This is a genomic window from Streptomyces sp. NPDC032721 (genome assembly GCF_055579625.1).
In genome coordinates, this window is the sequence record NZ_JBVIMX010000007.1 from 275,064 (window position 1) to 289,365 (window position 14,302).

The window sequence follows — 14,302 nt, forward strand, 5'->3', positions numbered from 1 at the left end:
CGACTCATGGCCCCCCTCTCCAGCGACCCCAGCAATCACGGCATCGCCACCACCAACGACCGCCCGGTGTACGTCATCGGGGCGGGACCAGGCGGTCTGGCAGCGGCGGCGGCGCTGCGCGCGCGGGGTGTACGGGCCGTGGTCCTGGAGAAGTCCGACCGGGTGGGCGCCTCCTGGCGCAACCACTACGACCGGCTCCGGCTGCACACCACCCGCGCCCTGTCCGGCCTGCCGGGCCTGAAGATGCCGCGCTCCTTCGGGCGTTGGGTCTCGCGCGACAACGTGGTGCGCTACCTGGAGAAGTACGCCGACTTCCACGAGCTGGAGATCGTCACGGGCGTGGAGGTGTCACGCATCGAACCGGCGGCGGACGGCGGCACCGGCTGGACGCTGCACGCCACGGGCGGGCGGGTGCTGACGGGTTCGGCGGTAGTGGTCGCCACCGGTTACAACCACACCCCCCGGCTGCCCGAGTGGCCGGGCGCCGACGCGTACCCGGGCACGCTCGTCCACGCCGCCTCGTACCGCAACGCCAAGCCGTACGAGGGCCAGGACGTCCTGGTCGTCGGCGTCGGCAACACCGGCGCGGAGATCGCGGTCGACCTGGTCGAGGGCGGCGCGTCCCGCGTCCGCCTCGCGGTGCGCACGGCCCCGTACATCCTGCGCCGCTCGACGGCGGGCTGGCCCTCGCAGCGCACCGGCATCCTGGTGCGACGCCTGCCGGTGGGCCTGGTGGACCGGGCCGGGGACGTGGTCTGCCGCGTCTCCGTGCCCAACCTCTCCTCGCACGGCCTGCCCCGCCCCACCTCCGGCCTCTACTCCCGGGTCAAGGAGGGCGCCATCCCGGTCCAGGACGTGGGCCTGATCGCCGCCGTCCAGGCAGGAAAGGTCGAACCGGTCGCCGCCCTCGAATCCTTCGACCCGGAGTCGGGCGAGGCGGTCCTCGCGGACGGCACCCGGCTCGCCCCGGACGCGGTCGTCGCCGCCACCGGCTACCGCCGCGCCCTGGAGGACCTGGTCGGCCACCTGGACGTGCTCGACGCCCACGGCCGCCCGACCGTCAACGGCGCCGCCACCTCCCCGAAGGCCCCCGGCCTGCACTTCACCGGCTTCACCAACCCGATCTCCGGAATGTTCCGCGAGATGGCCATGGACGCGACCCGCATCGCCCGCACGATCTCCCGCGACCTGGACAAGCAGACCACCAGCTAGCCCGTACGGCGGAGGCGACCAGCACCTCCGAACGACTCCTTCCCCAGGGGTGTTGGCAAAGATCGAAGCACCGGCGAACGAACCAGCCGGCCAGCCAGCCATCCACCACCCCCCCCTGGACCGGAGTCCTGCCATGCTGAAACAGACCCTGCGCGCCACCGCCCTCCTCGCCGTCGTCGCCGCCATCGCCGCCCCGGCGGCGGTCGCGGCCCCCGCCCCCGCACCCGCACCGGCCCCCGCCGCCCCACCCGCCGCAGTCGGCCCCCTCACCCCGGGCACCACCACGACCCCCGGCCCCGCCCCCCTGCGCGTCTCCGCCCTCAAGGGAGAGGCGCGGGTGGGTTACGAGGTCGGCGAGGACGAGGTACGGGTGTCCGTGAACGCCCGCTCCACCTACGCCAGGGGCAGCGTCCCCACCGCCTCCTGGGGCACCTTCCGCATCTCCCACCTCCAGCAGGGCAAGCTCGCCTGGGGCGAGTTCAAGGTCGACTGCCTCACCACGGGCGGCCCCAACGCCACCGTGACCGGCCGCCTCGTCCGCACCAGCCCCGACCACCCCTGGACCAAGCTCCTGGAGCCGCACACCCGCATGGGCGTGAGCCTGTCCGTCCCGGCGCACGGCACGTCGTACGTCGGCCTGTCCGGCGCCACCCTCAAGGGCGAGCCCCTGCTGACCCGTTGCATGTCCCCGGCCGCCGACATGCCGGTGGTCGAGGGCGGGTACACCTTGCGGGACAGGGCGCCGAAGCAGGCTCCCTCACTCGGAGCGAATACCGCAGGATGACCGCCCTCGGGCGCGGGCGCCGAAGGGCCCCACGTCCCGACAGTGGGCACCGGTACACGGAACCCGCACCTCCCGACCTGTTCCTGACGGACCGTCAATTCAGTAATCTGACTGTGCGTCAGTGAATTGACCGTCCCCCAACGGGCAGGAGCGGGCTCAGCGATGCTTGGATCAACGCACGGCACCCTCACCTCCGGTCTCCGCCATCGCGTGGTGGCCTGCGGCGACGAGTCCCGGTCGGCCGCCGTCCACGGCACGGCGCCACGGGCCACCCCCACGGCTGACGACCTGGACGTCAGCGGCCGGCCGCTGCACTCCCCCGTCCCCGACCTGGACCGCTTCTTCCGGCCGGAGTCCGTCGCCGTGGTCGGCGCCTCCGATGCCGAGGGGCGCCCCCACACCGGCATCACCCGCCAGCTCATCGCCTGGGCCGAGCGGGTCGGGGCCCGTCTGCACCCGGTGCATCCCACTCGTACGTCCGTCTTCGGTCTGCCGTGTGTGCCCTCCGTCTCCGACCTGCCCGAGCAGGTCGATCTCGCCGTGCTGCTGGTCAAGGACCCCTTGCCGCTGGTCGGGGAACTCGCCGACGCCAAGGTCAGGTTCGCGGTGGCCTTCGCCTCCGGGTTCGCCGAGACCGGGGAGGAAGGGGCTGCCGCTCAGGCGAAGCTGGCTGCCGCCGTCGCGGCCACCGACTCCGGGCTGCGCCTCCTCGGTCCCAACACCAACCTCAACGCCTTCGAGAACTTCCGCGAGGATCTGGACGGTCCCGCCATCGCCCTGATCACCCAGTCCGGCCACCAGGGCCGGCCCGTCTTCTCCCTTCAGCAGCTCGGTGTGCGGCTCTCGCACTGGGCGCCCACCGGCAACGAGGCGGACCTCGAAACCGCGGACTTCATCTCCTACTTCTCCTCACTCCCCGAGGTGGGGGCCATCGCCGCCTATGTCGAAGGTCTGAAGGACGGTCGCTCCTTTCTGCTCGCCGCCGACCGGGCCGCCCGCAACAAGGTCCCCGTGGTGGCCGTCAAGGTGGGGCGGACCGAGACCGGGGCCCGTACCGCCGCCTCGCACACCGGGAAGCTGACCGGCGCGGACGACGTGGTGGATGCCGCGATGCGGCAGTTCGGCGTGATCCGGGTGGACGGACTCGACGAACTTCAGGACACCGCCGCCCTGCTGGCCCGCGCCCGCGCTCCGCTGGCCGACGGTGTCGCCGTGTATTCGATCTCGGGCGGCACGGGCGCGCACTTCGCGGACCTGGCGACGGCCGCCGGGCTCGACCTGCCGACGCTGTCCGCCGCCAAGCAGGCGGAGCTGCACGAGTGGATACCCGAGTACCTGGGCGTCGGGAACCCCATCGACACCGGTGGTCACCCGGTGGGCGACTGGCGCGGCCGGAAGATCATCGACGCGATCCTGGCCGACCCGTCCGTGGGTGTGCTGATCTGTCCGATCACCGGCCCCTTCCCGCCGATGAGCGACAAGCTGGCCAAGGACCTGGCGGAGGCGGCCGAGGCCACGGACAAACTGATCTGCGTGGTCTGGGGATCGCCCGTGGGCACCGAGGACGCCTACCGCGAGACCCTTCTCGGCTCCTCCCGGCTGGCCACCTTCCGCACCTTCGGCAACTGCATCACCGCCGTACGCGCCTACCTGGAGCACCACCGCTTCACGGCCGGCTACCGGTCGCCGTTCGACGAGGCGCCGCGCACGCCGTCCCCCTCCTTCCGCAAGGCGCAGGCACTGCTGCGTCCGGGCCAGCAGCTCAGCGAGCACGCGGCGAAGCAGTTGCTGCGGGCGTACGGCATTCGCGTACCGCGCGAGCAGTTGGTGACGAGTGCTGCCGCGGCCGTCAGGTCGGCGGCCCAGGTCGGCTACCCCGTCGTGATGAAGGCCTCCGGCCCCCAGCTCGCCCACAAGACCGAACTCGGCCTGGTGAAGGTCGGATTGACCTCCGCGAGCCAGGTCCGCGACGCCTACCGCGAACTCACCGACATCGCCGCGTACGAAGGAGTCACGCTCGACGGCATCCTCGTCTGCCAGATGGTCGAGCGGGGCGTGGAGATGGTCGTGGGGGTGGGGCACGACGCGCTCTTCGGGCCGACGGTCACCGTCGGGCTCGGCGGCGTGCTCGTCGAGGTCCTCGGGGACGCGGCGGTGCGGGTCCCGCCGTTCGGCGAGGCGGACGCGCGGGCGATGCTCACCGAGCTGCGCGGGCATCCCCTCCTCGAAGGAGTCCGGGGGGCGCCCCCGGCAGACGTGGACGCCCTCGTCGAGGTCGTCCTGCGCGTCCAGCGGATGGCCCTGGAGCTCGGTGACACCCTCTCCGAGCTGGACATCAACCCGTTGATGGTCCTCCCGCGCGGACAGGGGGCGGTGGCGCTCGACGCGCTGGCCGTCTGCCGATGACGCTGTGCTCGCCTCGGACGCCCCTGCCTTCTCCCCTGCCTTCTCCCCTACTTTCTCCCCCACCTTCATCCCCACCTTCACCCCCGCCTTCGCGTGACCGTGACGCCTCGCCAACTGGAGCCGTGCAGCCATGACTTCCCCCTCCTCGGATCGTCCGTCACTCTCCGTGGATTCATTGATACTCCAAGCCACTGACAACGGAGTCTCGTGGATCACCCTCAACCGCCCCGAAGCCATGAACGCCATCACCGCTGACCAGCGGGAACGGATAATTTCACTTCTTTTCGAGGCCTCCGCCGACCCGGACGTGCGGGCCGTCGTACTGACCGCCACCGGCAAGGGATTCTGCGCGGGGGCCGACCTGCGGGGCGGCAGCGGGAACGGTTCGTCGGGGCCCGCCCGTGACCGCGTCCCCGGCGATGTCGCCCGGGTCATCCGGCTCGGGGCCCAGCGCCTGATCACCGCCGTACTCGACTGCGAGAAGCCGGTCATCGCCGCCGTCAACGGGACGGCGGCCGGAATCGGCGCGCATCTCGCGCTCGCCTGCGACCTCGTCATCGCCGCCGAACAGGCCGCCTTCATCGAGGTGTTCGTACGGCGGGGGCTCGTGCCGGACGGTGGCGGCGCCTACCTCCTCCCCCGTCTGATCGGCCCGCAGCGGGCGAAGGAGCTGATGTTCTTCGGCGACGCGCTCCCAGCCGCCGAGGCGGAACGGCTCGGGCTGGTCAACCGGGTCGTCCCCGCCGGCGAACTGGAGAAGACCGCCCGCGCCTGGGCCGAACGTCTGGCCGCCGGCCCCACCCGGGCCCTCGCCCTCACCAAGCAGCTCGTCAACGCGTCCCTCGACTCGGACCGCGCCGCCGCGTTGGCCGCCGAGGCGGCGGCGCAGGAGATCAACATGACGACCGCGGACGCCCATGAGGGCGTGAGCAGCTTCGTGGAGCGGCGTACGCCGCGGTATCGGGGGCTCTAGCGGGGCTCCGTCGCGTCCTGATTGCCTATTCCGGAGGGTGCGGCGGGTCGTTGCTCCGGAGGGTGCGGCGGGGCATTCACGGCTCTTCCCATCTGACGATGCGTCAGTTCTAATCGATGGTGTGATGGGACACGCTGGGATGGCGGCCACCGCCGTTCGATACCTCAGGTCCGTCGGCGCCGCCACGGTCGCCGAGCCGACGCCGGTCGACGTGCTGCCCCGGCCCGATCTCAGGGCCGTGGGTGCGGACGAACGACTTCCACTTGATCCTGCCGAATTCCGGCGCGTCCTGGGGAACTTCGCGAGCGGCGTCACCGTTGTCACCTCACCGGGCACGTCAGGGCCGGACGGTGAACCACCCGCCGGGTTCGCCTGCCAGTCCTTCGCTTCCCTGTCGCTGGACCCGCCGCTCGTCGTCTTCATGGTGGCCCGTACGTCGACGACCTGGCCCCGTATCGCCCGCGCCGGGGTCTTCTGCGTCAACATCCTGGGGGCGCACCAGCGGGAGCTGTGTCTCGGGTTCGCCAAGAGCGGGGCGGACAAGTTCGCGGGGGTCGAGTACGACGCGGCGCCGGTGACGGGGTCGCCTCGGTTGAGCGGTGTGCCGGCGTGGGTCGACTGCACGATCCAGACCGTGCATACCGGGGGTGACCATTTGATGGTGGTGGGGCGGGTGGAGGCGTTGAGTGCGGTGGGGGTGGGGGGCGAGGGGGGTGCGCCGCTCGTGTTTCATCGCGGGGTGTTCGGGGTGTTCGGGGGGTTCGAGGGCTGAGCCGCTGTGGGCGGTGGAGCGGTACGTAGGTGTAGGTGGGGCGGGGCCCAGGGGTTCGGCTCCGCTGGGGGCCGCCCCCTTGCCCGCCCGTTCCGCCCCCGGGGGGGCGGCCCCGCCGCCCAAGGGGGCTCGGCGCGCGGCCCCGCCGCCCACGGGGGCGGGGGCGTAGCGGCTCCGCCGCGCGAAGGGGCTCGGCGGGGGACCGTCATCTGATCGGTTACCAGGTGGTTTCGGCGGAGGTTTTGGCGGTGCCGTAGACCTTTACGTGGCCGTGGTCGCCGTATTTGGCTCGGCGCCAGTCCGCGAAGGCCTTGGCCTGGGCGACGCAGGTTTCCCGTTCGGGGCCGCAGCTTGAGGCGATGCGGGCCTCCATGACCTTGGTGGTCTCGGGGAGGCGGATCTTGACCATGCGGATGCCTTCCAGGAGAGCGTCGTCCGTCGTGGAGGGCGTTGCCTTCAGGTAGTCGGTGAACTCGCCCTTCATGCCGTACCAGCGGTGGGCGCCGACAGTTGGTACGCCGTCGATCCGGGGCGGGCCCGACCGGTCCCGGCCCGCGTCCGGTCCCCAGCACTCGCTCGGCCCTTCGGGAAGGCCGTCCCCGGAGGCGGCGGGGTCGGAGGTGAGGTCCTCGCCGGTGCCGCCGATGTCGTCCGAGGTCAGGTCCTCCCCGGCGCCGCCCACGTCGTCCGAGGTCAGGTCCTCGCCCGTGCCGCCGATGTCGTCGGAGGTCAGATCCTCGCCAGGGGCGCCGCCCGTCTCCGTGTCCGGGGTGCTGCCGTCCGGGCAGACGATGCCCTTCTCCTGGCCGGCGGCCACGCTCCCCGTGCCGCCCGCCTTCTCCGTGCCGCAGGCCGTCAGGGTCGTACCGCACAGGACGACGGCCCATACGGCTGCGGCCCGCAGTTTGGATGTGTTCATTCTGGTTTCCCCCTGTTTTTGCTGGTCAAGGGACCATCCTGTCAGGGTCTCCGTCACTTCACCTTCGGCACCTTGCGGATGATCAGTGCCATCAGGGCCGCCGCCGCGCACAGTGCCCCGGAGGCGATCCAGACCACGTCGTACGAGCCGAACTCGTCCCGGGCCACGCCGCCGAGGAAGGCGACGGCTCCCGCGCCCACCTGGTGCGAGGCGAGGACCCAGCCGAACACGATGGCGCTGTCCTCGCCGAAGTACTCGCGGCACAGGGCGATGGTCGGCGGGACGGTGGCCACCCAGTCCAGGCCGTAGAAGACGATGAAGAAGATCATCGGGGGATGCACGGTGGGCGCCAGGAGCATGGGCAGGAAGAGAAGCGAGATGCCACGCAGCGCGTAGTACACGGCGAGCAGGCGGCGGGCCTCGAAGCGGTCGGTGAGCCAGCCCGACGCGATCGTGCCGATGACGTCGAAGACGCCGATGACCGCGAGCAGTCCGGCCGCCGCGGTGACCGGCATGCCGTGATCGTGCGAGGCGGGGATGAAGTGGGTCTTGACCAGCCCGTTCGTGGACGCACCGCAGATGGCGAAGGTACCGGCGAGGAGCCAGAAGGGGCCGGTGCGGGCGGCGGAGAAGAGGACCTTGACCGCGCGCCGTGCCGCGCCCGGGATCGGCGCGGGCTTCGGAACGAACTCCTCCGCACCGTAGGGAGCCTGTCCCACGTCGGCCGGGTGGTCGCGCAGCAGCAGCCATACGAAGGGGACGACGGCCAGCGAGGTGAGGGCGACGGTGATCGCGGCGGGCTCCCAGCCCTTGTGCTCGACCAGCCAGGAGAGGACGGGCAGGAAGACCAGTTGTCCGGAGGCACCGGCGGCGGTCAGGATGCCGGTGACCAGGCCCCGGCGGGCCACGAACCACCGGTTGGTGACCGTGGCGGCGAAGGCGAGCGCCATCGAGCCACTGCCGAGGCCGACCAACACGCCCCAGAACAGGACCAGTTGCCAGGCCTCGGTCATGACGACGGTCAGCGCGGACCCGACGGCTATCACCGTCAGCGCGACCGCGACCACCTTCCGGATGCCGAAGCGGTCCATCAGCGCGGCGGCGAAGGGAGCGGTCAGCCCGTACAGCGCGAGGTTCACCGACACCGCGAAGCCGATCGTGCCGCGCGACCAGCCGAACTCCTTGTGCAGCGGTTCGATCAGCAGGCCGGGCAGCGACGCGAAGGCGGCGGCGCCGATGATCGTCACGAAGGCGACCACGGCGACGTACCACGCCCGGTGGATGCGCGGGCGACGGGAGGAGCGGGGGGACTTGGCGGGCGTGGCCGCACGGGCCACGGGGGCAACATCGGCCACGGGGACCGCGTCCGTGGGCGGCACGGCGGGCACGGCAGGCACGGCGGGCACGGGCACTTCGTCCTGCACGGGCGGCTGAGGAGGGCTTGTCTGCGTCACGTCCACCAGCATCCGGGCCCTGATCATCCCGAACGAGTGGCCCGAAGGACAGCATTCGCTACGATCGGGCCATGGCCTCCGACAGCCCAGAACGCGCCCGTCCCGAGCTCAGCCACCCGGACCACCGCCGCCCCCACCGCATAGCCGTCCTCGCCCTCCCCGAGGTCATCCCCTTCGAACTCGGCATCCCCCACCGCATCTTCGGCCGCGCCTTCGCCGCCGACGGCACCCGCCTCTACGAGGTCACCACCTTCGGCACCGCGCCCGGCCGGCTCATCCCCACCCAGGCCGACTTCTCCCTCTACGTCGAGCACGGCCCCGAGATCCTGGCCACCACCGACACGCTCCTCATCCCGGCCGCGTACGAGCCCTCGACGCTCTACGAGGACGGCTTGCTCCCGCCCGAGATCGCGGAGGTCTTCCGCCACGTCCGCCCCGGCACCCGGCTGGCCTCCATCTGCACCGGCGGGTTCGTCCTCGCGGCGGCCGGATACCTCGACGGCCGCCCCGCCACCACACACTGGCACTGGGCCAACCGCTTCCAGCGCCTGTTCCCTTCCGTCCGCGTCGACCCCGAGGTGCTGTACGTCGATGACGGTGACGTGCTCACCTCGGCAGGCGTCGCCGCGGGCATCGACCTCTGCGTGCACATGGTCCGCCGGGACCACGGGGCCGCGATCGCCAACGACGTGGCACGGCGCAGCGTCGTACCGCCGCACCGGGACGGCGGTCAGTCGCAGTACATCCAACGCCCCGTCCCCGAGCCGCAGTTGGCGACCACCACCGCAGCCCGCGCCTGGGCCCTCGGCCATCTCCACGAGGCGATCCAGCTCCGCGACATGGCCGAGCAGGAGTCGATGTCGGTACGCACCTTCACCCGCCGCTTCCGCGAGGAGGTCGGCATCAGCCCCGGCCAGTGGCTGACCCAGCAGCGCGTCGAACGCGCCCGCCACCTCCTCGAATCCAGCGACCTCTCCATCGACCAGGTGGCCCACGAATCCGGCTTCGGTACGGCCCAGTCCATGCGCCAGCACCTACAGGCCGCACTCGGTGTCCCGCCCACGGTCTACCGCCGCACCTTCCGCACCAGCCTCGCCGGAGACCGCGACGGCCACCGCCCCCACAGCACCTGACCGCCCCCGCCAGAATCCAACTCCGGCCGGCACGAGTACGGGCCGACCGGCGAGGGCGTGATGGCTCATGGGCCGACCCCAGGACCGCCCGGCCGGGGCACCCCCTCCTTCGGCGGGTCCCGATGCCGCTGCGGGTCTCAGAAGACCAGCACCCCCCGAGCCACCCTCCCCTGCTCCGCGTCCTGCGCCGCCTTCGCGAAGTCCTCGATCGGGTACGTCTCCGTCACCAGCTCGTCCAGCAGCAGCCGCCCCTGCCGGTACAGCTCCGCGTACAGCGGTACGTCGCGCTGCGGGCGGGACGATCCGTACCGGCAGCCCAGGATCGACTTGTCCAGGAACATCGCCGCCGGCAGGAAGGTCGCCTCGTCCGTCGGCGCCGTCATGCCCAGCAGGATCGCCTGCCCGTGCCTGTCCAAAAGCTCGACCGCCTTGCGGATCAGGGCGGTCCTGCCCACGCACTCGAAGACGTGATCGGCCCCGGTCGGCAGGACGTCCCGTACGTCGTCCACCGATCCGAGGAAGTGCGTCGCCCCGAAGCGACGGGCCGTCTCCTCCTTCGCCAGGTTGGTGTCGACCGCCACGATCACCGAGGCGCCCGCGATCCGCGCGCCCTGGATGACGTTGAGGCCGATGCCGCCCGTCCCGATGACGACCACGGTGTCCCCGAGCCCCACCCTGGCCCGGTTGAGCACCGCGCCGACGCCCGTGAGGACGCCGCAGCCGATGAGCGCGGCGGAGGTGAGCGGAATGTCGGAGGGGATCTTCACCGCCTGGACGGCCTTCACCAACGTACGTTCCGCGAAGGCCGAGTTGGAGGCGAACTGGTAGAGCGGATCGCCGCCCCGCGAGAACGGCTGACCCGGCATCCCGATGGCCTTGCGGCACATCGTCGGCCGCCCCCGGTCGCACTCCGCGCACGCACCGCAGCCCGCGAGCGTGGACAGTGCCACGTGGTCACCGGGCTCCACGTGCGTCACACCCGCACCGACCGCCTCCACCACACCCGCACCCTCGTGCCCGAGCACGACCGGCACGGGGAAGGGGATGGTCCCGTCGGTCACCGACAGATCGCTGTGGCAGAGCCCCGCCGCCCCGATACCGACCAGCACCTCACCGGGTCCCGGGTCCCGTATCTCCAGGTCGTCGACCACCTCGACCTGCTTGCCGTCGAAGACAACACCCCTCATCGCGATCCCCTCGCTTCTTTCGGCAGGCCGAGCACGCGCTCGGCGATGATGTTGCGCTGAATCTCGTCCGAGCCGCCATAGATGGTGTCGGCCCGCGCGAAGAGGAACAGCTGTTGCGTACGGTCCAGCCGGTACGACTCCCAGGCCGCGTCCGATCCGGGCGCGGACGGTCCGGGCGCAGACGGCCCGGACGCGGACAGCCCGAGCGCAGACGGCCCGGACGCGGACAGCCCGGACGCAGACGGCCCGAGCGCAGACGGTCCGGACGCGGACGCTCCGGACGCGGACGCTCCGAGCGCAGACGCTCCTGCCCCACCAACTTCGCCCGCCACCGTCTCCGCCGCCACCGTCGCCCCCGCCCCCCTCACCCGTATCGCCAGCTCCCCCAGCCGCTGGTGCCACCGCCCCCACAGCAGCTTCGCGACACTCGACGCAACCAAGTCCCCCGAGTCACCCTGACCGCCCGGGCCACCCCGTCCGCCCGCGCGGCCCGACCCACCCGCGCCACCCGCGCCACCCGCGCCACCCACGCCACCCACCCCCGAAGCCCCCAGCGTCCTCAGCGCGTTCCACCGCATCACGCGCAGCTCGCTCCACTGCCGTACGAGCTCGGCCCGCAGCACCGGATCGTCGGTCCCCACCGCGAGCACCTCCCCCAACTCGGCCTCGAAGCCGATCTGTTGGGCAAGGGTGGACACCCCCCGTTCCAACCCGAGCAGACTGGTGGCGACCGCCCAGCCGTTGCCCTCGCCGCCGACCACCTCATCGGCCCGCGCCCCGTCGAAGAAGACCTCGTTGAACTCCGCCGTGCCCGACATCTGCCGGATCGGCCGCACCTCCACCCCCTCCTGCCGCATGGGTACGAGGAGGAAGGACAGCCCGCGCTGCCGCGCCGATCCCGCTTCCGTACGGGCGAGGACGAAGCACCAGTCGGCGTCGTGGGCGAGCGAGGTCCATACCTTCTGGCCGGTCACCCGGTAGCCGGCGCCGTCCCGCACCGCGCTGGTCCGCACCGCCGCCAGGTCGGAGCCCGCGCCGGGCTCGCTGTACCCCTGGCACCACAGCTCCTCACCGCGCGCGACACCGGGGAGGAAACGGTCCTGCTGGGCCTCGCTCCCGTACGCGAGCAGTGTCGGCGCGAGGAGGTTTTCGCCGATGTGGCCGAGCCGGGCGGGCGCCCGGGAGCGTGCGTACTCCTCGGCCCAGACCACCTGCTCGGTGAGCGTCGCCCGGCGGCGGGCGTACGCGGGCGAGTCCCAGCCGAGCCCGATCCAGCCGCTCCCGCCCAGCTCCCGCTCCCACTTCCGCCGCGCCTCCATCGCCTCGTGCTCACGCCCGGGGCCTCCCGCACCCAGGGCTTCGGCGAAGGGCACCAGCCGTGCGTCGAGCCACTCGCGCGCCTCGGCGCGGAAGGCCGAGTCCGCCTCTCCGAACGCGAAGTCCACTACCACTCCCACAAGTTGATGGCCGCCGCCTCACACCGGTGAAGTGCCGGGCCTACCCCGCCGCGTTCGGCCGCTCCCCCTTGCTCGCCGCCTCCCGCATCGCCTCCAGCTGCGCCAGCATCGGCATCGGGTCCGTGCCGACCGTGCCCGGCAGGAAGTCCGCGAGGGACTCCGGCGTCCACGAACCCGACTCGGCGTACGCCGCCCGCAGTTCCCTGGGCTGTGCCCATACGGCGATCTTCGGCCCGGCCACCGTGTACACCTGCCCGGTGATGTTCTCGGCCCGCGCCCGCTCGGAGAGCAGGTAGACGACCAGTGCCGCCACGTCCTCCGGCTCGCCGATCTCCTTCAGCTCCATGGGTACGTTCGCGGACATCCGCGTCCGCGCGACCGGGGCCACCGCGTTGGCCGTCACCCCGTACTTGTGCAGGCCGAGCGCCGCGCTGCGGACCAGCGAGATGATGCCGCCCTTGGCCGCGCTGTAGTTGGCCTGGGCGACGCTGCCCTGGTGGTTGCCGCTGGTGAAGCCGACGAGGGTGCCGGAGCCCTGGCGGCGCATGACCGCCGAGGCGGCCTTGAAGAGGGTGAAGGTGCCCTTGAGGTGGGTGGCGATGACCGGGTCCCACTCCTCCTCGGACATGTTGAAGAGCATCCGCTCGCGCAGGATGCCGGCCACGCAGACGACGCCGTCGATGCTTCCGTACTCGGCCAGCGCGGTGTCGACGACCCGCTGGCCGCCCGCCATCGTCGAGATGTCGTCGGCGACCGCGACCGCCGTGCCGCCGGCCGCCTCGATCTCCTTGACGACGGCCGCCGCGACCTCGCTGGTGGGCTCGGAGCCCTCCATGGAGACCCCGTAGTCGTTGACGACGACCCGTGCGCCCTGCGCGGCACACGCCAGCGCGACCGCCCGCCCGATCCCGCGTCCCGCTCCGGTCACCGCTATGACCTTGCCGGTCAAGAAGTTCCCCATCACCACGCCTTCCCAAGGTTTCTGACGGACCGTTAGATTTTAGAGCCATCCCGATGCTCCGGCACAAGACCCAGGAGGCTCCGCAAATGTCACTGCCCGCCGAGTTCCACGACATCGCCAAACGCGTGAACAACTGGGGCCGCTGGGGGGCCGAGGACGAGATCGGCACGCTGAACCTCATTACGGACGAGGTGGTGCGGGCCGCCGCGCAGACCGTCCGCGGCGGGCGCCGGATACCGCTCGCGCTGTCGCTCCAGCAGGACGGCGTACAGACCGGGATGATCCCGGGACGGGTCAATCCGCTGCACTCGATGGTGCAGATCAACCAGGAGCTGTTCGGCCCCGGAACCGTGGCCACCAGCGACGACGCCGTGACCATGGGCCTCCAGGCCGGCACCCACTGGGACGCCCTGACCCATGTCTCGCACTCAGGAAAGATCTACAACGGCCGCCCCGCGACGAGCATCACCCCGCACACCGGGGCCGCCTTCAGCGGGATCGAGAAGGCCCGGCACGTGGTGTCCCGGGGCGTACTGCTGGACGTGGCCCGCGCGCGCGGGGTGGAGCGGCTGGCCGGGGACCACGCCGTCACGCCCGAGGACCTGGAGGCCGCCGAGGAGCTGGCGGGGCTGACGGTGCGCGCCGGCGACATCGTGCTCGTACGGACCGGGCAGATACAGGTCTACCTGGGCGGGGACAGGAACGGGTACGGGTACCCGTCGCCGGGGCTCTCGGTGCGTACGCCGGAATGGTTCCACGCGCGGGACGTGGCGGCGGTCGCGAACGACACCCTGACCTTCGAGATCTTCCCCCCGGAGATCGAGAACCTGTGGCTGCCGGTGCACGCGCTCGACCTGGTCGAGATGGGGATGCTGCAGGGCCAGAACTGGAACCTGGAAGAGCTGTCGGAAGCCTGTGCGGAGGAGAAGCGGTACGGGTTCCTGCTCTCGGCGATGCCGGAGCCGTTCGTCGGCGGAACGGGGACACCGGTCGCACCGGTCGCGATCCTCTGACCCGGCCCGCCGCGCGAGTGAGCCCCGTGCG

General features: G+C 71.8%; 12 protein-coding genes. 7 read left to right on the forward strand and 5 right to left on the reverse strand.

Annotation, left to right across the window (positions count from 1 at the left end; all coding sequences use genetic code 11):
* Window positions 1-6 precede the first annotated feature (6 nt).
* The 5 genes from ACZ5PB_RS17260 to ACZ5PB_RS17280 all read left to right on the forward strand — a co-directional run bounded on the left by ACZ5PB_RS17260 (window position 7) and on the right by ACZ5PB_RS17280 (window position 6,147).
* Window positions 7-1,212, forward strand: coding sequence for a flavin-containing monooxygenase (locus tag ACZ5PB_RS17260; RefSeq protein WP_468691933.1), 1,206 nt, complete (start codon window positions 7-9; stop codon window positions 1,210-1,212).
* A 133-nt stretch (window positions 1,213-1,345) separates the two neighbouring features.
* Window positions 1,346-1,996 (forward strand): hypothetical protein, encoded by a 651-nt coding sequence (locus ACZ5PB_RS17265; protein ID WP_468691934.1) that lies wholly within the window; start codon window positions 1,346-1,348, stop codon window positions 1,994-1,996.
* Window positions 1,997-2,158: 162 nt separating this feature from the next.
* Window positions 2,159-4,402 (forward strand): acetate--CoA ligase family protein, encoded by a 2,244-nt coding sequence (locus tag ACZ5PB_RS17270; RefSeq protein ID WP_468691935.1) that lies wholly within the window; start codon window positions 2,159-2,161, stop codon window positions 4,400-4,402.
* A 175-nt stretch (window positions 4,403-4,577) separates the two neighbouring features.
* Window positions 4,578-5,375 (forward strand): enoyl-CoA hydratase/isomerase family protein, encoded by a 798-nt coding sequence (locus tag ACZ5PB_RS17275; protein ID WP_468692118.1) that lies wholly within the window; start codon window positions 4,578-4,580, stop codon window positions 5,373-5,375.
* A 124-nt stretch (window positions 5,376-5,499) separates the two neighbouring features.
* A complete protein-coding gene (locus ACZ5PB_RS17280; protein WP_468692120.1) occupies window positions 5,500-6,147 on the forward strand; it encodes a flavin reductase family protein in 648 nt (215 codons plus the stop codon).
* Between the two features lie 217 nt (window positions 6,148-6,364).
* On the opposite strand, the gene ACZ5PB_RS17285 is transcribed toward ACZ5PB_RS17280, so the two are convergent.
* Window positions 6,365-7,066 carry a hypothetical protein gene (locus ACZ5PB_RS17285; protein ID WP_468691936.1) on the reverse strand — a complete coding sequence of 234 codons (702 nt, stop codon included), beginning with the start codon at window positions 7,064-7,066 and terminating at the stop codon, window positions 6,365-6,367.
* Between the two features lie 53 nt (window positions 7,067-7,119).
* Window positions 7,120-8,520, reverse strand: a complete 1,401-nt coding sequence (locus ACZ5PB_RS17290) for an MFS transporter (RefSeq protein ID WP_468691939.1) — start codon at window positions 8,518-8,520, stop codon at window positions 7,120-7,122.
* Between the two features lie 71 nt (window positions 8,521-8,591).
* Here ACZ5PB_RS17290 and ACZ5PB_RS17295 point away from each other — a divergent pair, with 71 nt between their 5' ends.
* On the forward strand, window positions 8,592-9,653 hold the full coding sequence (locus tag ACZ5PB_RS17295) for a GlxA family transcriptional regulator (protein WP_468691942.1): 1,062 nt from the start codon (window positions 8,592-8,594) through the stop codon (window positions 9,651-9,653).
* 137 nt (window positions 9,654-9,790) lie between these two features.
* On the opposite strand, the gene ACZ5PB_RS17300 is transcribed toward ACZ5PB_RS17295, so the two are convergent.
* Genes ACZ5PB_RS17300 through ACZ5PB_RS17310 form a run of 3 tightly spaced genes read right to left on the reverse strand, consistent with a single transcriptional unit; the run spans window position 9,791 to window position 13,258 of the window.
* Window positions 9,791-10,840: a Zn-dependent alcohol dehydrogenase gene (locus ACZ5PB_RS17300; RefSeq protein ID WP_468691944.1), complete on the reverse strand. Its 1,050-nt coding sequence runs from the start codon at window positions 10,838-10,840 to the stop codon at window positions 9,791-9,793.
* Complete coding sequence (locus ACZ5PB_RS17305; protein ID WP_468691946.1) at window positions 10,837-12,285, reverse strand: acyl-CoA dehydrogenase family protein; 1,449 nt, start codon at window positions 12,283-12,285, stop codon at window positions 10,837-10,839. The genes ACZ5PB_RS17300 and ACZ5PB_RS17305 overlap by 4 nt, the downstream gene beginning before the upstream one ends.
* A 52-nt stretch (window positions 12,286-12,337) precedes the next feature.
* Window positions 12,338-13,258, reverse strand: a complete 921-nt coding sequence (locus ACZ5PB_RS17310; protein ID WP_468691948.1) for an SDR family oxidoreductase — start codon at window positions 13,256-13,258, stop codon at window positions 12,338-12,340.
* A gap of 86 nt (window positions 13,259-13,344) precedes the next feature.
* Here ACZ5PB_RS17310 and ACZ5PB_RS17315 point away from each other — a divergent pair, with 86 nt between their 5' ends.
* The gene (locus ACZ5PB_RS17315; protein ID WP_468691951.1) at window positions 13,345-14,271 is read left to right on the forward strand and encodes a cyclase family protein; all 927 of its coding nucleotides are present in this window, start codon (window positions 13,345-13,347) and stop codon (window positions 14,269-14,271) included.
* The last annotated feature ends 31 nt before the right edge of the window (window positions 14,272-14,302 follow it).

Excerpts from the sequence above, each read along its gene's own strand:
- ACZ5PB_RS17260 (WP_468691933.1), top strand. The coding sequence starts at position 7 with ATGGCCCCCCTCTCCAGCGACCCCAGCAATCACGGCATCGCCACCACC.
- ACZ5PB_RS17265 (WP_468691934.1), top strand. The coding sequence starts at position 1,346 with ATGCTGAAACAGACCCTGCGCGCCACCGCCCTCCTCGCCGTCGTCGCC.
- ACZ5PB_RS17270 (WP_468691935.1), top strand. The coding sequence starts at position 2,159 with ATGCTTGGATCAACGCACGGCACCCTCACCTCCGGTCTCCGCCATCGC.
- ACZ5PB_RS17280 (WP_468692120.1), top strand. The coding sequence starts at position 5,500 with ATGGGACACGCTGGGATGGCGGCCACCGCCGTTCGATACCTCAGGTCC.
- ACZ5PB_RS17285 (WP_468691936.1), bottom strand. The coding sequence starts at position 7,066 with ATGAACACATCCAAACTGCGGGCCGCAGCCGTATGGGCCGTCGTCCTG.
- ACZ5PB_RS17295 (WP_468691942.1), top strand. The coding sequence starts at position 8,592 with ATGGCCTCCGACAGCCCAGAACGCGCCCGTCCCGAGCTCAGCCACCCG.
- ACZ5PB_RS17300 (WP_468691944.1), bottom strand. The coding sequence starts at position 10,840 with ATGAGGGGTGTTGTCTTCGACGGCAAGCAGGTCGAGGTGGTCGACGAC.
- ACZ5PB_RS17310 (WP_468691948.1), bottom strand. The coding sequence starts at position 13,258 with ATGGGGAACTTCTTGACCGGCAAGGTCATAGCGGTGACCGGAGCGGGA.
- ACZ5PB_RS17315 (WP_468691951.1), top strand. The coding sequence starts at position 13,345 with ATGTCACTGCCCGCCGAGTTCCACGACATCGCCAAACGCGTGAACAAC.